Origin of the sequence: Bartonella fuyuanensis (genome assembly GCF_014197255.1) — a bacterium.
Taxonomy (GTDB): domain Bacteria; phylum Pseudomonadota; class Alphaproteobacteria; order Rhizobiales; family Rhizobiaceae; genus Bartonella; species Bartonella fuyuanensis.
In genome coordinates, this window is record NZ_JACIFE010000010.1 from 26,078 (window position 1) to 52,369 (window position 26,292).

Annotated in this window: 22 protein-coding genes; 15 read left to right on the forward strand and 7 right to left on the reverse strand. The window is 36.2% G+C overall.

Going from position 1 to position 26,292, the window contains the following annotated elements; genetic code table 11:
* Window positions 1-31 precede the first annotated feature (31 nt).
* The 10 genes from pyrH to lpxB all read left to right on the forward strand — a co-directional run bounded on the left by pyrH (window position 32) and on the right by lpxB (window position 11,104).
* Window positions 32-751, forward strand: coding sequence for a UMP kinase (gene pyrH / locus GGR08_RS04975; protein ID WP_183194275.1), 720 nt, complete (start codon window positions 32-34; stop codon window positions 749-751).
* A 37-nt stretch (window positions 752-788) separates the two neighbouring features.
* Window positions 789-1,349, forward strand: coding sequence for a ribosome recycling factor (gene frr / locus GGR08_RS04980; protein ID WP_183194276.1), 561 nt, complete (start codon window positions 789-791; stop codon window positions 1,347-1,349).
* Window positions 1,350-2,028: 679 nt separating this feature from the next.
* Complete coding sequence (locus GGR08_RS04985; protein ID WP_183194277.1) at window positions 2,029-2,844, forward strand: phosphatidate cytidylyltransferase; 816 nt, start codon at window positions 2,029-2,031, stop codon at window positions 2,842-2,844.
* 15 nt (window positions 2,845-2,859) lie between these two features.
* On the forward strand, window positions 2,860-4,008 hold the full coding sequence (locus GGR08_RS04990; protein ID WP_183194278.1) for a M50 family metallopeptidase: 1,149 nt from the start codon (window positions 2,860-2,862) through the stop codon (window positions 4,006-4,008).
* A 203-nt stretch (window positions 4,009-4,211) separates the two neighbouring features.
* On the forward strand, window positions 4,212-6,608 hold the full coding sequence (gene bamA / locus GGR08_RS04995; RefSeq protein ID WP_183194279.1) for an outer membrane protein assembly factor BamA: 2,397 nt from the start codon (window positions 4,212-4,214) through the stop codon (window positions 6,606-6,608).
* Window positions 6,609-6,675: 67 nt separating this feature from the next.
* Complete coding sequence (gene lpxD / locus GGR08_RS05000; RefSeq protein ID WP_183194280.1) at window positions 6,676-7,722, forward strand: UDP-3-O-(3-hydroxymyristoyl)glucosamine N-acyltransferase; 1,047 nt, start codon at window positions 6,676-6,678, stop codon at window positions 7,720-7,722.
* Between the two features lies 1 nt (window position 7,723).
* Window positions 7,724-8,191 carry a 3-hydroxyacyl-ACP dehydratase FabZ gene (gene fabZ / locus GGR08_RS05005; RefSeq protein WP_183194281.1) on the forward strand — a complete coding sequence of 156 codons (468 nt, stop codon included), beginning with the start codon at window positions 7,724-7,726 and terminating at the stop codon, window positions 8,189-8,191.
* 24 nt (window positions 8,192-8,215) lie between these two features.
* The gene (gene lpxA / locus GGR08_RS05010; RefSeq protein WP_183194282.1) at window positions 8,216-9,040 is read left to right on the forward strand and encodes an acyl-ACP--UDP-N-acetylglucosamine O-acyltransferase; all 825 of its coding nucleotides are present in this window, start codon (window positions 8,216-8,218) and stop codon (window positions 9,038-9,040) included.
* Between the two features lie 2 nt (window positions 9,041-9,042).
* On the forward strand, window positions 9,043-9,915 hold the full coding sequence (locus GGR08_RS05015) for an LpxI family protein (protein WP_183194283.1): 873 nt from the start codon (window positions 9,043-9,045) through the stop codon (window positions 9,913-9,915).
* Window positions 9,908-11,104 (forward strand): lipid-A-disaccharide synthase, encoded by a 1,197-nt coding sequence (lpxB, locus tag GGR08_RS05020; protein WP_183194284.1) that lies wholly within the window; start codon window positions 9,908-9,910, stop codon window positions 11,102-11,104. The genes GGR08_RS05015 and lpxB overlap by 8 nt, the downstream gene beginning before the upstream one ends.
* A 20-nt stretch (window positions 11,105-11,124) precedes the next feature.
* Here the strand turns inward: lpxB and GGR08_RS05025 are convergent, their stop codons facing one another.
* The 7 genes from GGR08_RS05025 to gltX form a co-directional block, all read right to left on the reverse strand.
* A complete protein-coding gene (locus tag GGR08_RS05025) occupies window positions 11,125-11,898 on the reverse strand; it encodes an amino acid ABC transporter ATP-binding protein (protein ID WP_183194285.1) in 774 nt (257 codons plus the stop codon).
* Between the two features lie 81 nt (window positions 11,899-11,979).
* Window positions 11,980-12,687 carry an ABC transporter permease gene (locus tag GGR08_RS05030; protein WP_183194286.1) on the reverse strand — a complete coding sequence of 236 codons (708 nt, stop codon included), beginning with the start codon at window positions 12,685-12,687 and terminating at the stop codon, window positions 11,980-11,982.
* Window positions 12,687-13,406 carry an ABC transporter permease gene (locus tag GGR08_RS05035; RefSeq protein WP_183194287.1) on the reverse strand — a complete coding sequence of 240 codons (720 nt, stop codon included), beginning with the start codon at window positions 13,404-13,406 and terminating at the stop codon, window positions 12,687-12,689. Before GGR08_RS05035 ends, GGR08_RS05030 begins: the two co-directional genes overlap by 1 nt.
* A gap of 78 nt (window positions 13,407-13,484) precedes the next feature.
* On the reverse strand, window positions 13,485-14,237 hold the full coding sequence (locus GGR08_RS05040; RefSeq protein ID WP_183194288.1) for a transporter substrate-binding domain-containing protein: 753 nt from the start codon (window positions 14,235-14,237) through the stop codon (window positions 13,485-13,487).
* A gap of 491 nt (window positions 14,238-14,728) precedes the next feature.
* Window positions 14,729-15,481 carry a transporter substrate-binding domain-containing protein gene (locus tag GGR08_RS05045; RefSeq protein ID WP_183194289.1) on the reverse strand — a complete coding sequence of 251 codons (753 nt, stop codon included), beginning with the start codon at window positions 15,479-15,481 and terminating at the stop codon, window positions 14,729-14,731.
* 806 nt (window positions 15,482-16,287) lie between these two features.
* Window positions 16,288-17,583: a citrate synthase gene (gene gltA, locus GGR08_RS05050; protein WP_183194290.1), complete on the reverse strand. Its 1,296-nt coding sequence runs from the start codon at window positions 17,581-17,583 to the stop codon at window positions 16,288-16,290.
* 264 nt (window positions 17,584-17,847) lie between these two features.
* Window positions 17,848-19,278, reverse strand: a complete 1,431-nt coding sequence (gene gltX, locus GGR08_RS05055) for a glutamate--tRNA ligase (RefSeq protein ID WP_183194291.1) — start codon at window positions 19,276-19,278, stop codon at window positions 17,848-17,850.
* Between the two features lie 114 nt (window positions 19,279-19,392).
* On the opposite strand from gltX, the gene GGR08_RS05060 reads away from it, so the two are divergent.
* The 5 genes from GGR08_RS05060 (at window position 19,393) to GGR08_RS05080 (ending at window position 26,286) form a co-directional block, all read left to right on the forward strand.
* Window positions 19,393-21,675, forward strand: coding sequence for a ComEC/Rec2 family competence protein (locus GGR08_RS05060; RefSeq protein WP_183194292.1), 2,283 nt, complete (start codon window positions 19,393-19,395; stop codon window positions 21,673-21,675).
* Between the two features lie 197 nt (window positions 21,676-21,872).
* On the forward strand, window positions 21,873-22,577 hold the full coding sequence (rpiA, locus tag GGR08_RS05065; protein ID WP_183194293.1) for a ribose-5-phosphate isomerase RpiA: 705 nt from the start codon (window positions 21,873-21,875) through the stop codon (window positions 22,575-22,577).
* A gap of 106 nt (window positions 22,578-22,683) precedes the next feature.
* Entirely contained in the window at window positions 22,684-23,241 is a 558-nt protein-coding gene (locus tag GGR08_RS05070; protein WP_183194294.1) for a DUF2059 domain-containing protein, read from the forward strand.
* A gap of 205 nt (window positions 23,242-23,446) precedes the next feature.
* Window positions 23,447-24,838, forward strand: a complete 1,392-nt coding sequence (gene gor, locus GGR08_RS05075; protein WP_183194295.1) for a glutathione-disulfide reductase — start codon at window positions 23,447-23,449, stop codon at window positions 24,836-24,838.
* Between the two features lie 68 nt (window positions 24,839-24,906).
* The gene (locus GGR08_RS05080; RefSeq protein ID WP_183194296.1) at window positions 24,907-26,286 is read left to right on the forward strand and encodes a class II 3-deoxy-7-phosphoheptulonate synthase; all 1,380 of its coding nucleotides are present in this window, start codon (window positions 24,907-24,909) and stop codon (window positions 26,284-26,286) included.
* The last annotated feature ends 6 nt before the right edge of the window (window positions 26,287-26,292 follow it).

A 26,292-nucleotide genomic window follows, 5' to 3' on the forward strand; every position in this document is an offset into this window, starting at 1 on the left:
AAAAATAAAGGTGCTTTTGGGGAGATTATGAATGGCATTAGCACTTCCGTATAAACGTATTCTTTTAAAGGCTTCTGGTGAAGCTCTTATGGGGGGGCAGAGTTTTGGCATTGATGTTTCTGTTGTAGATCGTATTGCTGCTGATATTGCAGAAGTGCGCGCAATGGGAATAGAAGTTGCGGTTGTTATCGGTGGGGGAAATATTTTTCGCGGCGTTGCTGTTGCTTCGCATGGTGGGGATCGAGTGACAGGTGATCATATGGGAATGCTTGCAACTTCTATTAACTCTTTAGCATTGCGGACGTCATTGACAAAATTAGGGATTGAAACTGTTGTACTATCTGCAATTGCTATGCCACAAATTTGTGAAAGTTTTTCGCAACGGAAAGCAATAGCTTATATCAATCAGGGAAAAGTTGTTGTTTTTGCGGGTGGTACAGGAAATCCATTTTTTACTACTGATTCTGCTGCTACTTTACGTGCAGCGGAAATTGGTGCCGACGTTCTTCTTAAAGGAACACAAGTTGATGGTATTTATTCAGCAGATCCTAAGGTAGACCCTACGGCTAAGCGTTTTGATCAGTTAACGCATGTTGAAATTTTGCAATGGGGATTATCTGTTATGGATTCGACAGCTATCACTTTAGCACGTGAGAATAATGTACCGATTATTGTCTATTCCATTCATGAAAAAGGCGGTTTGGCGAAGGTCTTGAATGGAACAGGACGCTTTACAATAGTATCGGAATAAGAGTAAGCTTCAAAGGACAATTGAAGGAGACAGAAATATGAATGTTACATCGATTATGGATGATCTGAAGCGTCGCATGGATGGTGCTATTACAGCTTTTAAACATGAATTAGGTGGTTTGAGGACTGGACGAGCATCAGCTAGTTTATTAGAACCGTTGACTGTTGAATCTTATGGTTCTATTGTGCACATAAATCAGGTTGCTAATATTTCTGTTCCTGAGCCCCGGATGCTTTTCGTTTCTGTCTGGGATAAAACGATGGTAGGAGCTGTAGAGCGTGCCATTCGCGATTCTGGTCTTGGCTTAAATCCTATAGTTGATGGTACCAATTTACGTATTCCTTTACCTGAGTTGAATGAAGAGCGCCGTAAAGAGCTTGTAAAAATTGCGCATCACTATGCAGAGCAAGCACGTGTTGCTACACGTCATGTTCGTCGGGATGGCATGGACAATTTGAAAAAGTTAGAAAAAGATGGTGAAATTGGGCAAGATGAAGCTCATAATTTGTCTGAGAAAGTTCAAAAGCTCACAGATGAAACCATTGCTGATATTGACAAAATTTTAACTGTGAAGGAATCAGAAATTATGCACGTTTAAGACGACTTAATCACTAGAGAAAAGCTGTTATATCCCCAGCGTGTAAGTTTTCCTACGGATAAAATTAGGTAGTGGTGTGCATAAGGTTTAATATAGGGGGGATATTTTATTCTTTAATATGCGTGGTTGGTCATACTTTTTTTAGAGGCTATCATTTAATAGTATGGCGAGAGTTTTTTCAGCATGTCTTTATTAAACTGCATGATGAAAGAAGTTTTTACGGATTCTTCAAATATTATAAGATAGTGATTAGAGAAAGAGTATAACGCAAAAATAAGCCTTAATCTTGCTCTTACCTGCCACTATCAAGGTCTATGAGTAGAATCCATCAAGCAGACGTTATGTAGTGCATTCGTTTTTGAATGATGAATAGCTGATAGGGAAATATTTTAATACAAACTTTATATCAGTTAATTTATATGAAGCGCGAGCCGCCGCTTTTTCATTTTATGTTTGAGAAATATTTAGACGCATATTTTTAGATTAATTTTGATAGAGGAATGTTTAAACCTATTTTATTGATTATTAACCTTATAAGAGCTATCTTGATAGCTAAAACCACTTATGATAAATTATAAGAGAAATTTATACAAGCATGAAATAAAAATACGAGGTAGAGAAGTTTTTCTTGCATTAATTTTAGAGCTTGTATTTCCTATTTTTATTGTGGGATATTGTTTTGTCTAATTTAGTTTATCGTGTTCTGACGGCCTTTGTGTTTGGTGTTATTGCGTTGTATCTAACATGGTTGGGAGGAATCTTCTTTTTTTTGTTTGTATGGTGTATTGGCGGTTTTATTCTTTATGAGTGGATTCGTATTACGAAAGAGAAATGGTGTGTTTTACAAAAAATGTTAGCAAGTATTTTTTATTTGCTCTTTGGCTTTTTTTTAGTTTTAAGTGTACCCGCCTCATTGGATTTTTGTGTTTTAATCGTTTTGGCTGCGGTATTGGCTATCATATCTATAAAAAAGAGTGGTTGGATTTTTTTGGGTTTTTTATATGCATCTTTTCCTGTTGTTGCTTTATGCTTTTTACGGGATCATGAGATGTTGGGATTCCGAGTTGTTATTTTCTTATTTACGATAGTGTGGGGAACAGATATTGGTGGATATTTTATCGGACGTGCATTAGGGGGAGCTAAATTAGCCCCACGATTTTCTCCCAATAAAACATGGGCAGGAGCACTTGGTGGCACATTTGTCGGAGTTTTTAGTGGTATGTGGGTTGCTTTTGGATTTTTTGATATAAATTTAGCAAGTTTCTTTGTCCCACTCCTTACACTTTTTTTGTCAATTGTTTCACAATTGAGTGATTTAGGACAATCATGGCTTAAAAGGCGGTTTTCTGTTAAAGATTCTAGTTCTTTATTGCCTGGACATGGTGGTTTTATGGATCGTATGGATGGATTAGTAGGGGCGGCTTGTGTCCTTTATTTAATTGGTTCATTTACATCTGATATGGATACGCCTTTTAATCTTTTTAGTATGATTTAATTGGGAGAAGGTATTTTGGAACTTTTAAATCATATGGTCATTATGGGGGATTTTCTTTTAAGAAGTTTGAGTGTTCTTTTTGTCATTATAATTATCATTTTTGTGCATGAACTTGGGCATTATCTTGTTGGTCGGTGGTGTGGTATTAAGGTGTTAGTTTTTTCACTTGGGTTTGGCCCACAAATAGCGAGTTATATAGATAAGCATGGCACGAAATGGTGTTTAGCGCTTATCCCCTTAGGAGGTTATGTGAAGTTTGTTGGGGAGGAGGAAAAAAACGATACAGTATCATCTCAACCATCTCCGATTATTGATGGTTCATTTTCTAGTGTGCATGCCTGGAAGAGAGCAGCAACTGTTTTTGCTGGTCCTTTCTTCAATGCTCTTTTTACTGTTGTTATTCTAACATTTTTTTTCTTTATTTATGGTCGTGTAGTCATTGATCCTGTTGTTGGTTCGTTGGTCAAAAATAGTCCGGCTGTTCAGTCTGGTTTGGAATTAGGTGACCGTTTTGTTGAAATGGATGGTCGACGTGTTGAAAGTTTTGAAGATTTGATGAATTATGTGGCGCTTCACGGAAGACAACCTATAGAGTTTAAAATAGAACGCATGGGGCGAGTCTTTCCAATGATTATTGCTCCGAAAGTAGTTGAGCGGGATGACGGCTTTGGTAATCGGACACAAAGTGCTATGATAGGTGTAGGTGTTCCTGTTGATTTAAATAATCCTGCGCGTTTAGATCCAATTTATATAAAACATGTTCGCTATGGTTTTGTGACAGCTGTAAGAGAAGCGTTAAACCGTACTGTATTTATTGCGACTCAAACCGTTCTTTTTATGAGTCGTGTAATAGGAGGAAAAGAGGATCATTGTCGATTAAGTGGACCTTCTAAGACTATTAAAATTGCCTGGAAAGTGAGTGAGACAGGTTTTATCTCTTTATTGAATTTAGCAGCTTTTCTTTCAATAAGTGTTGGGCTTATTAACCTTTTTCCGATTCTACCACTTGATGGTGGACATTTTTTATTTCATATCATTGAGGTCATTTCTAGGAGAAAAATATCTGCTAAGATTCAGGGAATTGTTTTTCGTTTAGGTTTTTCCGTTCTTCTCCTTTTTATGATTTTTGTCTTTTTTAATGATTATTTTTGTTGGTTTAGCTAATTAAATTATGGAAAACGCTTTATAAATTAGGTAATAATAGCGAAAATAAATTGAAGGTTGTTTACCATGTCTGCAAAATATTGTGGCGTCGTACATTATAATAAGTAATTAAGGGATGAAAAGTCTCGCTGTAAAAAGGTTGCTATGGTAGTTAGTTTTTTAAAGCATCATGACTAAGAAACAAGAGTAAGGTAAAAAAGCCAATGACTACGAATTCAAAGTTTTTAAATGCAGCATCTGTGTTAGTGTTAAAGATGGGAATGATTGTCCCAGCGACGGTTTTTATGTCAATTGCTGCAGTTGGAGAAATGCAAGCGTCTGTAATTCGTTCTATTGAGGTTCGTGGGAATAAGTTTGTAAGTTCTCAGGCGATTCGGGACAATATAGGTATTAAAGTTGGACAAGGGGTTTCCAGTAGTGATGTTGATAATGCTGTAAAGAATCTTTTCGAATTAGGTTTATTTTATGATGTTAAAATAAATCAAGTAAGTGATAAATTGGTTGTATTTGTAAAAGAATATGAGGTTGTCAATCAGGTATTGTTCCAGGGAAATAAATCTTTTAAAGACCCAGATCTTAAACGGTTTATTTCTTTAAAACCGAATGAACCTTTTAATTCTGCTAAGCTTTCTGCTGATATAAATACGATTCGTGAAGCTTATAAAACTCTTGGGCGTAATAATATCACAGTTAATGTTCAAACTATTAATCTTGGAAAAGGGCGTGTTAATGTGGTATTTAATGTTATTGAAGGGCAAAAAACAAAGATTGGTGATATCACTTTTAAAGGAAATAGTGTTTTTGGAAGCCGTCGTTTGCGTGATGTGATTTCAACAAAATCTTCAGGAATTTTTTCCAAGTTTTTAGGAGGCGATGTTTACAGTGAAGAGCGCCTTGCTGCTGATGAGGAGGCCCTACGTCATTTTTATTATAATCGTGGTTATGCAGATTTTCGTGTAGTCTCTTCTCAAGCGATTTTTGATGCAGCAAGCAATACATACAAGATTATTTTTGTTCTTGATGAAGGTGCGCGCTATAAAATTAGTGATATTCAGGTTGAAAGTGATGTTGATGGAATTGACGTGCAATCTGTAAAAAAAGTGCTTAAAACTCAGCCAGGTAATATTTATAGTGCGGAAGATATTGAACGGTCTGTTGCAATTATTAATAACAAGGTTGCTGATTCGGGATATGCTTTTGCTAAAGTGGAGCCGCGGGGAAATCGTGATTTAGCAAATCATACAATTTCAATTTTATATAATATTGAACAAGGTGTGCGTGCTTATATTCAGCGTATTGATATACGTGGAAATGAGAAAACGCGTGATTACGTCATTCGCCGTGAAATTGATTTAAATGAAGGAGATGCTTATAATCAAACTTTATTACAGCGAGCGAAACGTCGTTTAGAAGGTTTAGGTTTCTTTAAAACCGTTAATATTTCAATGGTTCCTACCGATCGATCTGATCAGGTTGTTTTAGTAGTTGATGTCGTTGAGGCTTCAACGGGAGATCTCTCTCTTTCTGGAGGATATACAACAGGGGGAACAAGCCCTGGGATGTCACTTGAGGTTTCTGTTACTGAGCGTAATCTTGGAGGGCGTGGCCAGTATGTTCGTTTAGGGTTAGGAGCAGGGCAAGAAAAATCTCGTAATTATAATTTATCATTTGTTGAACCTTATTTCTTAGGGTATCGTTTATCTGCTGGAATTGATGTTTTTCGTAGTACTTACCGTGCTGATAAAGCTTATGATGTACGACAAACAGGTGGATCACTACGGTTTTCGTTGCCTATTGATAATCAATTGTCTGCTAGTGTAGCATATTCTTATGTGCAGGAAGAGTATGATTTTGGTGGAGAGTATGATTTCAACAAAGAGAGTGATATCATAGAATTATATGGGAAATATTCTGGTGCGATTGTTCAAGCTGCAAAGCAAAGCCCTTGGAAGCGTTCATCAATTAGCTATGGTTTTACCTATAATACAATTGACGATATGAGAAACCCCCATGATGGTTGGTACGTGCATCTTCTTCAGGAATATGCAGGACTTGGCGGGAATGCAAAATTCTTGAAGACCACGGGTAAAGCGATGATGTACAATACTCTTTCTGAGCAGAAGGATATTGTTGGTTTGCTTTCCTTTGGGAGTGGTTATATCCACGAAATAGGCAAGGAAGGTGTTCGTATTTTCGATATGTTTAAAGCGAATACTGATATGATTCGGGGATTCAAATATAATGGGATAGGTCCACGTCAGGTTTCCAATAAGGGTGAAGTTTATTTCTTAGGGGGAACAACATATATGAATGCGACTGCTGAAGTACAATTTCCTATCCCTGTTGTTCCTGAAGGATTTGGATTGCGCGGGGCTTTATTTGCGGATATTGCTACGCTCTATGGTAATAATTATAAAACAGTTTTTAATGGTGAACCTCCTGTTACCAATACCAAAAGCACTTGGCGCTCATCTGCAGGTTTGAGTTTAATGTGGGATTCTCCGTTTGGTCCCTTGCGTTTTGATTATGCTTGGCCAATAAAAAAGCAAGAGGGCGATCGTTTGCAGCAATTGAATTTTGGTATTTCTACGAAGTTCTGATTTGAATAGTTTTTAAGAAGGAAAAACTTAAAGAGAATAGCTTAAGCCTGGAAGAGAAAGTATTTTGATGGCGGATACGTTTTTTTTTACGCCGTCCCGGCGATTGACAGTTGCAAATGTTGCTGAGTTAACGGGTGCAAAACTTCTTAATCCAGAGTTTTCTCATAAAGTTATCAATACTCTTTCTTCACTTGAGAGTGCGGTGGAAGGTTCTCTTGTTTTTGTAGAGCATCGAAAGTTTTCTGATGCTCTACTAGACAGTTCTGCTGTTGCTGTTTTTTGTACGAATGAAGTTGTTTTTAAAGTTCCTGAAACTATGGCAATTTTGGTGACATCCACGCCGCAGCGTGATTTTGCTCAAATTGGTCGTATTTTGTTTCCTGATTCTGTCAAACCGATTCCTTGGTTGGGACAGAGAGGGGTTTCACCGCATGCACGTATTCATCCAACGGCTAAGTTTGCACATGATGTGTGTATTGAAGCGGGTGCTGTTATTGGTAGAAATGTTGAGATTGGTGCCGGAACGCTTATTTCATCCACAGCTGTTATCGGTGAAAATTGCCGGATTGGACGTGACTGCTATATAGCTCCTAAGGTAATAGTTCAGTGTGCTTTAATAGGTGATAAGGTTCAGCTTTATCCTGGCGTGTGTATAGGGCAAGATGGTTTTGGTTATGTTGGAGGCGGGATTGGAATTGAAAAAATTCCACAACTTGGTCGTGTTATTATTGAGGATGGTGTAGAAGTTGGTGCGAACACTACAATTGATCGTGGAACATTTCAAGATACTATTATTGGTGAAGGAAGCAAAGTTGATAATCTTGTGCAAATTGCCCACAATGTAAAAATTGGCCGTTATTGCCTTATTGCTGCGCAATGTGGAATTGCAGGAAGTACATCGATAGGTGATATGTCTCAACTTGGAGGAGGTGTTGGAGTAGCGGATCATCTCGTAATAGGTAAATGTGTTCAGATTGCTGCTCGTAGTGGTGTTATGAATGACATTCCAGATGGTGAAAAATGGGGAGGTAGTCCAGCACGACCATTTAAACAGTGGTTCCGTGAAGTAGCGACGTTGCGTAGTATGGGAAAAGTTAAAAAGGAGAAACGCTGATATGATCAGCACTGAAGAAGCTAAAAACTTAGAGGCTGTAGATATTGCAAAACTATTATCAATATTACCGCACCGTTATCCATTTTTATTAATCGATCGTATAGTTGATATTGATGGTGAACAAGAAGCTATTGGTATTAAAAATATAACGATTAACGAACCACATTTTATGGGGCATTTTCCGGAAAAGCCAGTTATGCCTGGAGTTTTGATTTTAGAAGCTATGGCCCAAACGGCAGGAGCAATAGCACTTTTGAAATTAGGCAATAGGCAAACAAATTTAGTTTATCTTATGATGGTTGATAATGCGAAATTTCGTAAGCCGGTTATGCCTGGTGATCAGCTCAAGATTCATGTTCGGCTTTTGAAAAAGAGATCTGGTATGAGGCGTTTTTCGTGTGTAGCAAAAGTAGAAGATGTCCGCGTTGCTGAAGCGGAAATTACTGCGATGATTGTTGAAGAAGAATAAACGATATTTGATAGGAATTTAAAAATGTCCGGTACGAAAATCCATCCAACTGCTCTTGTGGAGAAGGGAGCTCAGCTTGGTGAGAATGTACGCGTTGGACCATTTTGCCATATTAGTTCAGATGCTGTTATTGGTGATGAATGCAGTTTGAAAAGTCATGTTGTGATAATGGGAAAGACAACGTTAGGAGCTAAGAGTAAAGTATTTTCTCATGCAGTTTTGGGAGCAGAACCGCAAAATAATAAACATAAAGGAGGAGCTACAATTCTTTCTATTGGTAAAAATTGTACGATTCGTGAAGGTGTCACAATGCATCGAGGTTCCGATTCGAGTGCAGGAATAACGGTTATTGGTGATAATTGCCAATTTTTTTGTTATGCGCATATCGCTCACGATTGTCACGTAGGTAATCATGTAACATTTGCCAATAACGCAATGATTGCTGGGCATGTTACTATTGGTGATTATGTGATTATCGGAGGTGGTGCTGCTGTTCATCAATTTGTTCGTGTTGGACATCATGCATTTATCGGTGGTGTATCTGCGCTGGTTGGGGATCTGATTCCTTATGGAACAGCAGTTGGTGTGCAGGCAAAACTTGCCGGACTCAATATTATTGGCATGAAGCGTGCAGGATTTGAGCGTCAGGATATTCATGCACTGCGTCATGCAGTTGCGATGCTTTTTGATCATAGCAAGCCATTTAAAGAGCGTGTTAATGATGTTGCTTCTTTTTATTCTTCTTTTCAGTCTGTTGTTGACGTTATTAATTTTATTAAACAAAAAGGAAAACGTTTTTATTGTACACCAAGATTTGAAGGCGATAAAATAAAAGAACAGAAGGATTAAAAATGCCTATTTGTGGTGCCAGAAATTTTCCTTCCGGTCGCACTGCTATTATTGCGGGAAATGGTATTCTACCGATTACTGTTGCGCAAGCTCTTGAAAAGAATGGAGAGAATCCTTTTCTTGTGCTTTTGCGTGATGAGGCGGATTCTGTTCTTTATCGCTATGAGCATTGCGAACTGTCAATTGTAGAATTAGCGCGACTCGTTAAAATCTTAAAGGAGGTTGGAGTTTATAATATTGTTTTAGCAGGTGGTGTGAAAAAGCGACCGCTTCTTAAACAATTTCGGTTGGATTGGACAACCTTTTTAGCTCTTCCTAAACTACTTCGAGCTTTGAGGAGGGGAGATGATGCGTTATTAAAAGCTTTCATACGGGTTATTGAAGCGCATGGTTTTTATGTTATTGGCGCTCACGAAATAGTACCAGATCTTTTAGCTCCTGTAGAATTTAATTTAACAGGGCGGCGTGCTACTCAAAAAGAGAAAAAAGATATTTTTTTAGCAGTAGAAGCAGCAAAACTTTTAGGTCAATTGGATATTGGACAAGCTGTTGTAGTTGTTCAAGGAAGGGTGGTTGCTTTGGAGGGCGCTGAGGGAACTGATAATATGTTGTGGCGTGTTTGTGAAATGCGAAAAAGAGGGCAAATTCCTCCTAAAGGTGGTGTTCTTGTAAAATGTGCAAAACCACAACAGGATAATCGCGTTGATTTACCATCAATTGGACCCGTGACAATAATGAATATTGCAAAGAGTGGTTTATCTGGTATTGCAGTGGAGGCAAATAGAAGTCTAATATTATCGGTGAAAAAAACAATAGAAAAAGCCAACAAATATTCTCTATTTATCGAAACATTTGAAAATTTTGGTCATGAGTGATTATTTCGTAAAGATTGCTGTGGTTGCAGGTGAGGAATCTGGTGATTTACTTGGAGCAGATTTAATCTCTTGTTTATCACAACAGCTAAGATGCAACGTTAATTTGATTGGTGTTGGGGGGAGGCATTTAAAGGCATTGGGTTTAAAAAGCTTTTTTGATTCTCATGATATTGCTTTGATAGGTTTAAAGGAGGTGTTGAAAAAACTACCATTGTTGTTGCTACATATTCGCAATTTATCCAAATTTATTGCACAAGAGCATCCCGATTGTTTAATTATTATTGATAGTCCCGATTTCACACATCGTGTTGCAAAAAAAGTACGTGCTTTAGCGCCTTCTATTCCTATCATTAAATATATTGCACCCACCGTTTGGGCGTGGAGGCCAGAGCGTGCAAAAGCTATGTGTGAATTTGTTGATCATATTTTAGCGGTTTTTCCTTTTGAAAAAAAGGTTATGCAAGATTTGGAAGGTCCTGCTACGACCTATGTTGGACATCGTCTTTTGACATATCCTCCCCTTTTGAGAGTTCAGTCAGAAAAAAAACGCCAATTAGAACAAGGAAATTTGTATAGTAGACAAACATCATCGGCTACATTGATTATTTTGCCTGGATCGCGGAATTTAGAGATTCGTTCTTTAATGCCCATTTTTCGAGAAACAGTAGAGATTCTTGTACAACGTGTCCCTCATTTACATATTATTTTACCAACTTTACCTTATCTGGTGGATAGAATCCGTGATTTTGTGCAGGATTGGAAAAGCAAAGTAGAAATTGTTGTTGGGGAAGATGAAAAATGGTGTGCTTTTGCACAAGCAGATGTTGCTCTGGCTGCACATGGAACAGTTTCATTTGAATTAGCCTTAGCAAAAATACCTATGGCTCTTTGCTATAAACTTGATCGTTTTTCTAAATTATTTATTTTTCCTAAAATGATGTTATGGAGTGCTGCTCTTCCGAATATTATTGCTGATAAGCCTATTATTCCAGAATATTTTAATGAATTTTTGCGTCCTGGCATGTTAGCAAGACAGCTAGAGCAACTTTTATATAATCCTCTATTACGACAGGCACAACTCGATTCTTTTGAGATGATGGAAAAGAAAATGAAAACTGAAGTACCATCAGGAATTGTCGGTGCACAAACAATTATCACTCTTCTAAAAAGAAAAAATAAAATTGTATGAATAAAGGAATATTTTGATATTTAATGTTTAATTTTAGCAAGAAAATCGCAAGCACGTTGGCTTTTAGGATTGGTAAAAAAAATTTCAGAGGCGGTATCTTCAACAATTTTTCCATTTTCTAGAAAGAGTATTCTTTCTGCAACTTTACGAGCGAATCCCATTTCATGGGTAACACAAAGCATTGTAATTCCTGTCTCTGCTAGTTGTGCCATTACTTGCAAAACTTCTCCCACACTTTCTGGATCGAGAGCAGAGGTTGGTTCATCAAAAAGCATTACTTCAGGTTCCATACAAAGTGCACGGGCAATCGCCACACGCTGTTGTTGCCCACCAGAGAGTTGTAAAGGATATTTTTCACAGTATTTTTCAATCCCAACATGCGTTAAGTAACGAATCGCTCGTTCTTTTGCTTGTTGTTTACCAAGTCCTTGAACTGTCATAGGTGCTAAAATACAATTTTGTAAAACAGTCATGTGAGGAAATAAATTAAAATTCTGAAAGACCATTCCTATCTTACGTAGAACATTTTTTTGCTGTTGTATAGGAGTGGCGTGAATATCAACGTTATGGATACAGATTGAACCTTTTTGTGCTTGTTCTAATTTATTAATACAACGAATTAACGTTGATTTTCCTGATCCGGATGGTCCACAAATAACAATATGTTCACCCGCGTTAACATCAAAATTGATATCATGTAAGACCTGAAAGTCTCCATACCATTTGTTTAGATTCTGAATAGAGATCACAGGTTTTTGATTGGTAGGGATCGATTGATTATTTTTCCAATGCATTTTGTTTTATTCTTTCGTTGATGATTAAATCAATTAATTCACCACTTTGATTTGATAAAGCTTTTTTATGATCATTTTATTTTACCGTAAATATCGAGTGAGGTGATATTCGATAAAAACAATAAAACGATGAATGAGTTCAACAATAAAAAGATATATAAGAGCGGCCCAAACGTAAACTTGAAAATCGAAGGTACGTGAATAAGTAAGTTTAGCAACCCCCATTAAATCATAAACAGTAATAAGTGAGGCAATGGCACTAGATTTAATCACTAAAATCAATTCATTTCCTAGGGGACGTAATGCTACAATCATTGCTTGTGGAAAAATAATTTTAAAAAATGTGATAGAGTTGCTCAGACCTAGAGCTTTTGATGCTTCACGTTGCTCAGTTGTTACGGACAAAAAACTTCCTTTAAAGATTTCAGATTGATAGGCAGCAGAATTAAGGGTGAAAATAAAAAGACAACAATACCATGCATTTTGAAAAAACCACCATAGGCCAATCTGTTGCCAAAAACTGTTCATTGAACCGAGTCCATAGTAAAAAAGGAAGAGTTGTGCTAATAAAGGAGAGCCACGGAAAAAATAAACATAAGCATTTGCAAAATATTGTAAAAACATATTCTTTGATAAACGTGCAAAAGCAATAAGTATACCAAAGAAAAAACCAAGAGAACAAGAAATAGAAACAAGCTCAACAGTAACAATAAAGCCACTAATAAATCTTGGCCCATAACGATTTAAAATATCAGGATTAAAAAGAAAATAAAGACACTCAGGAATCATTAACCTACCGCCTTTTTGTAGCCTATTTGAGTATATGTTTCCAAATGGCGTAAGATTGCAGCAAAAAACATTGAAAATAATAAATAGAGTAAGCATGCTACAAGATAAAATAGCATAGGTTTATTGGTAGCTGCGACAGCTAAATTCGTTTGTCGCATGAGGTCAACAAGCGCGATGGTTGAAACGAGGGATGTATCTTTCAATAAAGTAAGCCAATTATTAGAAAGTCCTGGCAAGGCATTTCGGATTAGCTGAGGGAAGATAACGCGAAAAAATGTAGTTGAACGCGTAAGGCCTAAAGCTTTAGCTGCTTCATATTGACCTTTATCAAAAATACTAAATGCTCCAAGCCAAACTTCACAAGAGAAAGCTGTAAGAACCAGACTGAGGGCAACAACACCAGCAACAAAAGCATTTATACTGAACATGATTTCAATGTTAAAATAGTCGAAGGCATTTTGAATAAGGCTTTGTAAACCATAGTAAACTAAAAACAAGGTTAAAAGCTCTGGTAGCCCACGAAACACTATTGAAAAAAGGTGTGCTATAGCTTTAACTATTTTAATATTAGATCGAATCATCATTGCATTTAGAAGACCTAAGGGCAGCCCTAGAAGTCCACAACACAACGCCAATGCCAATGTCATTCCTGCACTAGAAAGTATAACCGCTCCCCATCCCCCATTGCTAAATGATAGCAATGCTAAATTTTCAATCATTCTTATGTTCCTCATAAAGTAGTTAGATAATGTTTCTAGACATAAACAGCAGGTTTTATTTAACTACTATGTTGATATTTAATAAACATCCCGTGTAAAATATTTCCTCATAATTTTCTCATAAGTTCCATCCGAACGAATTTCTTTTATTGCCTCATTGAATTTATTTTTAAGTTCATTATCATTTTGGCGGAGTGCAATTGCAACAGGAAATTTTGTTTCTCCCAGAGTTCCTAGAAGCTTACAGCAATCTTTTCCTTCATTTTTAAGCCAATTTAATGCTTGTAATTTATCCACGATAATCATATCAAGTCGATGATTTAAAAGATCACGATTTACTTCTATTGTGGAAGGGTAGAGTTTGATTTTTACCTCTCCAGAGGCATAATGATCCTCTGCATATGCAGCTTGTGTTGTATTTGATTGCACACCAAGATTTTTACCTTTAAAGCTTTGTATCGAAATTTCTTTAATTCCTGAAGCTTTGGTAACAATGACAGCTAGCGCTGTGTCATAGTAAGGATCTGTGAAGTCAATTTTTTGTAAACGCTCTTGTGTATAAGAAAGAGAAGCAACGATAGCATCGTATTTTTTTGCAATAAGTCCGGGGATCATTCCCTCAAAATCTTGCGTGACAATAGTACATGTAACCTTCATTTTTTTACAAAGTGCGTAAGATATATCGATATCAAATCCCTGCAGTTTGTTATTTGAATCAATATAACTAAAGGGGGGGTAAGTACCTTCACTTACGATTTTTAATGTTTTCGCACCAGCCGATTGGATAAATAGCGTGGCGCTTATTATAAGAGCTCCAGCTAATAGTTTCATGATGTTCTCCTATTGAATAAGTGGGAAAATATAAAACCGTTACGTTTTTATAATCTGTGAGCTTTTCTTGAGCAATGCAAAAATTTAGCGGTGCCTATTTTATATCATTATGTTGGAGATTATTATCAAAAAATTACCTTTTTATTGGTTTAAAGAAGGATAAATATCTTATTTCTTGTATGATAGCTTAACTTTCATGAAATGATTAATTTGCAGCATTTTATGAGTAAAAATTGGGTATTTTTCTTTAAAAATAAGGTTATTTAATTTAAAAATAAAAAAACACTAGCTTTTTATAAGATAAAAATATAATTCTATTATTATCATTAAATCTCATATTTAAGTATCGATGAGCATTAAAAACTAATTTTTGAGTAAATGTAAATTTTTATTATAAAAATTCTGACTTTCAGTTAAACTTACATATTCAACAAAGAGTTTAAAAATACTCTTTAAATATTCAAAGATTTAATTCTAATTCATAGTGATATTTAATCAATATCAAATGTAAAATATTTCCTCATGATTTTATCATAGCTTCCATCGGCACGAATTTCTTCTATTGCTTTATTAAAGCTGTTTTTAAGATCATTATTATTTTGACGGAGCGCAATTGCAATAGGAAATGTTGTTTCTTCTAAAGTTCCTAAAAGTTTGCAGCAGTCTTTTCCGTCATTTTCAAGCCAATTTAATGCTTTTAATTTATCAAAGATGATTATATCAAGCCGATGGCTTAAAAGATCACGATTAACTTCTATTGCTGTAGGATAAAATTTGATATTTACTCCTTCAGAGGTATAATGATCTTCTACATATGCAGCTTGTGTCGTATTCGATTGTACTCCAAGATTTTTACCTTTAAAGGCTTGTGGTGAGATTTCTTTAATTCCTGAATTTTTGGTAACAATAACAGCGAGTACTGTATTGTAGTAAGGATTTGTAAAATCAATTTTTTTTAAACGCTCCTTTGTAGGAGAGAGGGAAGAAACAATAGCGTCGTATTTTTTTGCAAGAAGTCCGGGAATCATCCCCTCGAAGGCTTGAGTGACAATAGTACATGTAACCTTCATTTTTTTACAAAGTGCATAAGCTATATCAATATCAAACCCTTGAAGTTCGTTATTTGAATCAATATAACTAAATGGGGGATAAGAAGCATCACTAGCAATTTTCAGTGTTTGAGAATTAGCTGATATGGTAAATAGTGTTGCGCTTATTATAAGAGATACTGCTACTAATTTCATTATGTTCTCCTATGAGATAAGCTAGAAAATATGAAAACATCATGTATGTTTATAATCTGGAAGCTCTTTTGGAGCAATGTAAAAAATTGATTTGTGTTCATTATGCTGGATTTTATCAAAAAAATGATTTATCATCAAGGTATGTAGGCAAAGAATAGAAAAAGAAACAAAACTCTTGTTGATTATATAACGAATTTTAATAATTTTGTTTAAGAGTTAATAAATATTTTTAAAAGAAAATCTATTAATTTAACTCCAACGAAATTTCAGCTTTTAACAGGATAAAAATGTAAAGAATTATTGTTTTTAGCTGTGGTATGAGATGCCTAGATATTTAAAGAATCTCAAGATGGGTTTATTTTCTGATAGTTATGAAGGTTTTTCTTGTAAAAGAAGTGTAATTTTAACCGATAATGTGAAGATGAATGATTATGCATAGGGTATATTATAATAAATAACTATACCTATAGATGGTGTCATTTTGTATCTTAAATTTGTAAAATTACATTTTCTTTTTATTTTAATCGATTTCAATAGGATAAGGAGTGTTTGGCATCTGAAGAAATATTTAAGGGAAACTTTTTACAATTTTACGGGGAAGAGATTGGGCATGAAATTCTAATATTGCTAAGTTTTAATATGTAAGAAGGTTTTTAAACAAAAATGATAGAAAATATACTTCATTGAAGGTGATAAGAATTATAAGGAAAATTTTTAAAATCAAACTTTATAAAAACTCTTAAAGGACACTTTTTGATCATTTTCAATAAAGCTTCAGTAAATTGAAGCTTTATTGATTTCTCCCTTTAATTTACACGTTCATCTATGGGAATATAATTACGTATAGCATAACCTGTGTAGAGTTGACGAGGACGACCAATTTTTTGTGCAGGATCTTCAATCATTTCTTTCCACTGGGCCACCCATCCAACACTGCGTGCTAATGCAAAAAGAACAGTGAACATTTCGGTTGGAAAACCTAGAGCTTTTAACGTAATTCCGGAATAGAAATCAACATTGGGATAAAGCTTTTTCTCAATGAAATATTTATCATTTAAGGCAATTTTTTCAAGTTCCATTGCAATATCAAGAAGCGGGTCATTTTTAATGTTGAGCTCTTTTAAAACTTCGTGACAAGTTTTTTGCATGATTTTTGCACGTGGGTCATAATTTTTATAGACTCTGTGACCAAAGCCCATAAGGCGGAAAGGATCATTTTTATCTTTTGCACGTGCAATAAATTCGGGAATTCTTTTAATAGAACCTATTTCTTGGAGCATTTTTAGACATGCTTCATTGGCACCACCATGTGCTGGTCCCCAAAGGCATGCAACACCTGCTGCAATACATGCAAATGGATTAGCACCAGAGGATCCAGCAAGACGTACTGTCGATGTAGAAGCATTTTGTTCATGATCTGCATGAAGGATAAAGATTTGATCCATTGCTCGTGCAAGCACCGGATTTATTTTATATTCTTCACAAGGAACAGCAAAACACATACGGAGAAAATTTGCAGCATAACTAAGATCATTGCGTGGATAAACAAATGCTTGGCCAATACTGTATTTATAAGCCATAGCAGCAAACGTTGGAACTTTTGAGATAAGACGAACAGAAGCAATCATTCTCTGGTGAGGATCTGTAATATCAATAGAGTCGTGATAGAATGCAGACATAGCTCCAAGGCAGGCAACCATTACAGCCATAGGATGAGAGTCACGACGGAAGCTATGGAAGAAGCGTGCAAACTGTTCGTGGACCATGGTATGCTGCATAATACATCGATCAAAGTCATTTTTTTCTTGCTGTGTTGGGAGTTCACCATAAAGTAAAAGATAACAACTTTCGAGAAAGTCCCCTTTTTCAGCCAATTGGTCGATAGGATAACCACGATAAAGCAATATACCGTTATCACCATCAATATAAGTAATTTTTGATTCACAAGAAGCTGTTGAAGTAAAACCGGGATCATAAGTAAAAATATCAGTTTTTTTGTAGAGAGAAGCAATTTCGATGACTTTAGGTCCAATTGTGCCTTTACGCAGAGGAAGTTTCACTTGTTTATCGTTCACAATAATATGTGCGCTATTCTCAGACATTTGGTATTCCTTTCAGATTCTTCGCTTCTAAAAATTAAGACTTTGCTTCATAAGAGTGGGAGATATATAATAACTAAAGCTTTTCTTACTTAGTATTAAGGGTAGATTGCCTCTAAAAGTAAGTGCATGCAATCTAAAAATATTTCCTTATTAATCATTATTACTCAATAAAAAATGTATTTCAATGATATAACATAAAAACTCTTTTAGATTATATTGAGATTTATGTATAGATACTGATTTGGGGAAATATATTAGCACACATCACGAGCATACTGTTGTGATAAGTTGATCCTTGATGCGATAAAGAGATTCATCGCGTCCTAATAAAATAAGAATATCCAAGATACCTGGTGATGTTGCACATCCTGTGAGAGCTGCACGAAGTGGTTGGGCAATAGACCCAAATTTCAGATTCTTTGTTTGTCCATAAGAATGAAGAGTTGCATCTAGCACTTTTGTATCCCAAGAGGGACAAGCTTTCAAGGCAAGATAAAGATCGTTTAAAATGGTTCGTCCATTTTTGTCCAGGAGTATTTGTGCTTTTTCGTTAAGCTGTAATGGTCGTTGCATAAAAATGAAGGAGGCGTTATCAATTAGTTCGCACAGTGTTTTTGAGCGTTCTTTCAAATATGGAATTGCTTTTAAAAATTGAATATGGCGTTGTTCATCAAGTCTTTCAATGATTTGTGCTCCTTTATCGGTTTCTGGTAGAATATCAAGAGCTGCACTCAAAAGTTCTTGATCATTGCTCGTGCGCATATAGTGTCTGTTGATGGAATCGAGCTTTTGGAGATCAAAACGAGCAGCACCTTTGTTAATATCTTTAATATCAAACCAAGAAATCATATCTTCGAGTGACATGAGTTCGTCATCCCCATGACTCCAACCTAAACGGACAAGGTAATTGCGTAATGCAGCTGGAAGATATCCCATTGTTCGATAAGCATCAACACCGAGCGCACCATGCCGCTTTGATAATTTTTCGCCGTTTTTACCATGAATAAGAGGAATATGTGCCATAACAGGAATATCCCATCCCAATGCTTCAAAGATGATTATTTGCCGGGCTGCGTTGGTAAGATGATCGTCACCACGTATGATATGTGTGATGCCCATATCATGATCATCAACGACAACAGCATGCATATAGGTAGGAGAACCGTCAGAACGCAAAATAATAAAGTCATCTAAATCTTTATTAGGAAAACGAACACTACCTTGAACACGATCATGAACAATCGTTTCTCCATCTTGAGGAGTTTTGATGCGAATAACAGGCTTAACACCTTTAGGAGCTTCAGAATTATCACGGTTGCGCCACCGTCCATCATAACGTGGTGGTCGCCCTTCCGCACGGGCTTTTTCACGCATTTCAACTAATTCTTCAGGTGAAGCATAACAATAATATGCTTTGCCATTCTTGACTAACAGTTCGGCGATTTGGCGGTGACGTTCTGCACGTTTAAATTGTGAAATAGGGGGGCCATCATAACTAAGTCCCATCCAGTGTAAGCCATCTATAATGGCTTTTACAGCTGCTTCTGTTGAGCGTTCTCGGTCTGTATCTTCAATTCGTAGAAGCATTTTCCCACTGTTATGTTTTGCATAAAGCCAATTAAAAAGTGCAGTACGAATGCCACCAATATGAAGGAAACCAGTAGGTGAGGGAGCAAAACGAGTAATAACAGACACGAATATTTTCCTTTAAATTGAGATATTACTTATGGAATTTGATAAAAAGATTATGTTAGCATAGGTAATAGGGTTTGCAAGAGCTGCATTGCAAGTTAAAGCGGGGATTCACGGATGTTTAATCAAAGTAAAATTAAAGATGATTTATCCGTAAGATCTGTTACAGAAAGAAAAAAGTTATGTCAAATAGAGCAGGATGTTTTTTCTAGGTGTGATGATGCAAAGAAGGGTAATCATAACCAACAAAAACTTTTTTTATTTACGCTCTTAAAAGGAGTAAGCATTTTTGTCGGAAAATGGTTAGTAGATTGTATCAATAAAGAGGTTTCTTTTGGGATTCTTTTTTCGCTGATTTTAGTCTTTTTTTCCTTAGGAATCATTTTTTATTTTCATTTAGAACAGGAGCCGAGTTGGGGACAATTGGGGGCGTTGGTTAGTATTTTTCTAGGAATATTCTATGCTGCACGTTTTTATCGAAAAATATGGATTCCCGTGGGATTTTTGTTTTGTGTTGTCTTGGGGGCTTTGGCAGCAAAAATTGAAACGTGGCGTATTGCAACACCAATGTTAAGCAGCGATCTTATCACCACATTAAAAGGAAGAATTGTTTCTATTGAGCCAGGTGCTAAAGGGGGATTTCGTTTAGTTGTGGATATTTTGGGTACAGAAAATCCCGTATTACGCCATAGTCTTCACCGTATTCGTTTATCAGCAAGACATTTGCCATCTGGATTAGCGATTGGTGATGGCCTGTATGGGAAAGTTAAGATGCTTGCATTATCTGGACCTGTGCGTCCAGGAGGTTACGATTTTAGTTTTCATAATTATTTTAAAGGAATTGGAGCTCAAGGTGTTTATTTAGAAGAACCAAGAAAAATATTAGTTTCGCAGCCTGATGGCATGTTAGCTATAGTTCTACAGAAAATTGAAAATTTACGCACGAAGATGACACAAAGAATCCGCGTAGCACTTGCAGGAGAAAAAGGAAGTGTTGCGGCTGCTCTCATCACAGGACAGCGTGCTGGTATTTCAAATGAGACAAATGAAGCACTACGGACATCGGGATTAGCACATATTTTGTCAATATCTGGTTTGCATATGGCATTGTTGAGCGGCATAGTTCTTTTGGCTATCCGTAGTTTTTTAGCATTTTTTCCAGTTTTCTCTTCCTATTATCCCACTAAAAAATTTGCTGCTATTGTTGCATTTGTAATAACAGCTTTTTATTTATTACTATCAGGCTTAGCGATATCAGCGCAAAGAAGTTTTGTGATGATTTCTGTTATGTTGGTTGCTATTTTGTGTAATCGTTCTGCTATAACAATGCGTAATTTTTCTATTGCGGGGTTGATAACTCTGGCGATGACACCCCATGAAATATTAGGCCCTAGCTTTCAAATGTCTTTTTCTGCAACAGCTGCTTTGATTGCTTTTTTTGATTGGTTAAGTGGAAGATCATTTTTTCGTAAAAGAAAAATAATCTCCTCTTATTTTGGAGGAGGAGTTGTAAATTTTGTTTTTTTATCAATGCTTTCAACATGTGCATCTTCTCTTGTTGCAGGGAGTGCAAGTGGAATTTATGCTGCTTATCATTTTTCTAATACTGCGCCTTTGACCCTTATCAGTAATGCTTTTGCTTTGCCTATCATTTCAATCTTCGTCATTCCTTTTGGATTAATCGCAGTTTTTGCAATGTTGGGAGGATTTGAATGGTTACCACTTCAAATTATGGGGATTGGTATTGGCCTTGTGATAAAGATTGCACACATTATCAAGGCTATTTCTCCTGATTTGAATCCTGGTTTTATGCCATTATCTGCGTTGGTTTTATTGAGTATAGGCTTGGTTGGACTAACTTTTTGCAAAACACCTATCAGGCTCTTTTTTAGTTTTTTTATTTTGGTTGGTGTTTGTATTTGTGTAATGCATTCACCTGTACAACTGATGATAGTAGATAATATGCGTCTTGTGGGCGTTATCCGTGATAAAAATTTATATATTGATCGTTATCATATTTCTAAGTTTACGACATCCATATGGAAAAAGACATTTCATGTGAATGAAACAATTAAACCAACAAAATATGGCCCTCCGTTTCACGGACAATTTATTTGTGATCATCATTTATGTGCATCTTTATTGGATAATGGATTAAAAGTTATCGTTTTACATCGAGAAAAAGATCAATGTGTAAAGGCAGATATTCTTATTCAGACATTTGCAATTGCAAGACATAATCCAACATGTCCTAAGAAGGCAAAAATAATATTTACGCCTCAACAATTGTTATCCCGAGGAAGCGTTGTGATGACCAAAAGTGGGGATATTATTTGGTCTTCGCTAGGGTTTCATAGACCATGGAATATGCACAGACAGTATTTACAAAAAAACACGTAATCCATAGCATTTTTTTGACAATGCTATAACAATATTTTTTGTTTTTTCAGTTGGTAAGTTTATCAACTTCATTTTGAATGGGAAAAATATTAACAAATTTACCTCAAAAGATAAAAAAGAAGATAGTTGTTGATTATTCTATGGTAAGGTAATAGGGGTAGTCAGAGTTGCTTACGGATAAAAGGTAAAAGTTGTTCATGAATGTTCAGCAGTTAAAAAAAATGGCAGCTGTTAAAGCACTTGAATTTATTGAAGATGGTATGCGGCTTGGTATCGGATCTGGTTCGACAGTTAATGAATTTATTCGTCTTCTTGGTGAGCGTGTTACAGATGGTCTATGTGTGACTGGTGTTGCTACTTCACGATATTCTGAACAACTTTGTCGTAAGTGTGGTGTGCCTGTTAGCACTTTAGGGGAAATACCTGAGTTAGATCTTGATATTGACGGAGCAGATGAAATTGGTCCTCAGATGATGCTCATTAAAGGGGGAGGTGGAGCGTTGTTATATGAAAAAATTGTAGCATCGGCATCTCGCGTTATGCTTGTCATTGCTGATGAAACGAAGATGGTAAAAAAACTTGGTGCTTTTGCCCTACCGATTGAAGTTAATCCATTTGGTGTACATACAACATGCAAAGCCATCGAAAAAGCAGCTAATGATTTAGGACTTTCTGGAGAAATTACATTGCGAATGAATGGAAAAAATCCGTTTAAAACAGATGGTGGCCATTTTATTCTTGATGCATTTTGGGGATGTATTTTGCAGCCCAAATTACTATCAGATGCGCTTCTTGCCATTCCTGGCGTTGTTGAGCATGGTCTTTTTTTGGACTTGGCCTCGCGTGCAATTGTTGCTATGGCTGATGGTCAAATAAAAATTTTAGAACCATTTGATTTTTAGAAAAGGTATTTACATGATGATATGTGTGCACAACAAAGAAGGGTATTAAAGATTTTCGGTATAATAACGAATTTAAATTATAATTAGCTATCGGGGTAATCCTTAAATGAGAATAATATTTTCTTTTCAGCATTTTATAGCGTATTTTGGTGTAATTACCATTTTTTTTGTGAATATTGGAATAGTTCATGCACAAGGTGTGAGTGATCAGCATTTAGATGCAGCGCGGAAGACGATCAGGGCCATTCAAGCAACGGATCAATTTGATAGTTTTTTACCAAATGCAGTCCATGATTTCAAAAATGAACTGATCAGTGATGATCCGAATTTGGCAACATCTATTTCTGATATTGTTGATAAGCAGGCGCTTGCTTTAATTAAAAGGCGCTCTGATTTAGAAAAAGAGATTGCCCATGTGTATGCGAAATATTTTACTCAAGAAGAGCTTGACGCAATCACAGCGTTTTATAATTCTGATACCGGTAAAAAATTTTTGATAGAAGTACCCAATATTGCACGTGATTCCTACTCTGCATTTGATGTATGGCGTTCTGCTCTTATGCAGGATCTTGTAGCCAATGTGAAAAAAGAGATGTCTGAAATACTTAATTTAAATAATTCTACTATGCCTATAAAATCAGAATCTTTAGAAAATAAAAAATAGATTGATTGATTTCATAACAGCAGGGGGGATTTCTGTTATTTTTATTAACGGTAGTTTTCCTGCCGTTTTTAATGTTTTAATAAGATTAGGTTTTTTAGAATATTTCTTTATAAAAAATGTTCCTTCAAAAGAAGGGAAGACTTTCATTTGATAATAAATGATCTTAGCCTATTATCATTTGCAGATATATGAGAAGGAATAGTTCGTGGGCTCTTTTGATTTTGATTTATTTGTTATTGGAGGTGGTTCTGGTGGAGTGCGTGCAGCACGGCTTGCTGGAGGGCTTGGTAAGCGTGTTGCTATAGCAGAGGAAGATCGTATAGGAGGAACTTGTGTTATTCGTGGTTGTGTTCCGAAAAAGCTTTATGTTTATGCATCACAATATGCAAAAGAATTTAAGAAAAGCGTTGGTTTTGGCTGGAAATATGCAGATCCGGTTTTTAGCTGGGAAAAGTTGGTTGCAGCTAAAAATAAAGAAATATCAAGACTAGAAGGCCTGTATCGAAAGGGGTTAGAAAATAACAATGTGCATATTTATAAAAGTCGTGCTACTTTTATAGATAATCACACATTGGAGCTTTCTGCTACTGGTGAGCGAGTAAGTGCCGAAAAAATTTTGATTGCAACGGGGGCAAAAGTTGCACCAAATACTATCATAGAAGGCAGTGGTTTTTGCCTTACTTCTAATGAAATTTTTGATCTTGATGAACTCCCGAAATCAATAGTCATTGTTGGTGGAGGGTATATTGGTGTTGAATTTGCTAATATTTTTCATGAGTTAGGTGTGAAAACAACCCTCCTCCATCGTGGTGATTTGATTCTTCGTGATTTTGACCATGATTTGCGACAATTTCTTAGCAATGCAATGATTGAAAAAGGGATTTCTATTATCTATGGAGTAACAATTTCTAAAGTACAAGCTGCAGAAAATTGTTATGATGTTGTTTTATCAAATGGACAAATGATCAACGCTGATCAAATTATGTTAGCTATGGGGCGTGTACCAAATACAACAGGTTTAGGACTTGACAGGATAGGCGTTAAAGTTAATGAATTTGGTGCCGTTGTTGTTGATGAGAAAATGACAACAAATGTACCTCATATTTGGGCTATAGGTGATGTAACAGGCCATATTCAATTAACACCTGTTGCGATTCATGATGCAATGTGTTTCGTTAAGACTGTATTTGAGAATATACCGACTCCACCTAATTATGATTTAATTACAACAGTAGTTTTTTCGCAACCCGAGCTTGGAACGATAGGTTTGTCAGAAGAAGATGCCCTCCGGCATTATGAGCGTTTTGAGGTTTATCGCACTGTTTTTCGTCCTATGCGCAATGTTCTTTCCGGTAGTTCAGAGAAAATGTTTATAAAGCTCATTGTTGATACTGAAAGCCGTCTTGTTGTAGGCGCTCATATTTTAGGGGAAAACGCTGGTGAGATGGCCCAGCTTATAGGGATATCTCTCAAGGGCAAGTTAACGAAGGATATCTTTGATGAAACGATGGCAGTACATCCAACTATGGCAGAAGAATTGGTAACGATGTATAAGCCAAGTTATATATATGAAAATGGGAAGAAAATAGAAAGTTAAACAGTATATAATTATGGTAAAAAGTTTTTATATGCCAAGTTGGAAGTTTAGTCTTTAGAGAGTGTGTAATGATAAAAGAATGGGCACCTGATTCTTGGAGAGAAAGGCCAATTAAACAAGTTCCGACTTATCCGGATCAGTCTATGTTAAAAGAAATTGAACAAAAACTGAGCAGTTATCCACCTCTAGTTTTTGCTGGTGAAGCACGGGATTTGAAAAATGAATTAGCAGTTGTTGCAAAAGGACAAGCTTTTTTATTACAAGGTGGAGATTGTGCCGAAAGCTTTGCAGAGCATGAAGCTGATAACATTCGTGATTTTTTTCGTGTGTTTTTGCAAATGGCGATTGTTTTAACCTTTGGTAGTTCTAAACCCGTTGTTAAAATTGGTCGCATTGCTGGTCAATTTGCAAAGCCACGCTCTTCTGATATCGAACGTAAAGAAGGAATTGAATTTCCTGTTTATCGGGGGGATATTATTAATGGTATTGAATTTAAAGCCGATTCTCGTATTCCAAATCCACGAAGGATGTCGATGGCTTATCGCCAATCTGCGGCAACACTTAATCTATTGCGTGCTTTTTCACAAGGTGGCTATGCTAATTTAGAAAATGTTCACACATGGATGTTGAGTTTTGTTTCTAATAGTCCTCAAGGGGAACGTTATAAATTATTAGCAGAGCGTATTTCTGAAGCAATTGATTTTATGCGTTCTATAGGGATTACATCCAAAACGCATTCTTCATTGCGTGAAACATCTTTTTATACCAGTCATGAAGCACTTTTACTTGGTTATGAAGAGGCTTTAACTCGGATTGATTCAACTTCAGGTAATTGGTATGCAACATCTGGCCATATGTTATGGATTGGTGACCGTACACGTCAGCTTGATCATGCTCACGTTGAATATTGCCGTGGCATTAAAAATCCTATAGGATTAAAGTGTGGTCCTTCCATTGAGCCTGATGAGCTTTTAAGATTAATTGATATTCTAAATCCTGAAAATGAGTTGGGACGGCTTACTCTTATTACGCGATTTGGTTATGATAAAGTTGAAAGTTATTTGCCTAAACTCATCCGTGCAGTTGAACGAGAGAAGCGTGCGGTTATATGGTCATGTGATCCAATGCATGGCAATACAATTACTGCCAATGGTTATAAGACGCGCCCTTTTGATCATGTTTTAAGAGAGGTAGAGAATTTCTTTGTAGTGCATCGTGGAGAGGGAACTTATCCAGGTGGCATTCATATTGAGATGACAGGTCGTGATGTAACTGAATGTACGGGAGGAGCACATGCTATTTCTGTAGATGATTTGTCTAATCGTTATCACACACAGTGTGACCCACGATTAAATGCGGATCAAGCGTTAGAATTGGCTTTTCTTGTTGCTGAACTCCTTAAAAAAAATCGTGCAGCTGACTTGTTGGCAATTGCTGCTGGTGTGTAGAAAAAG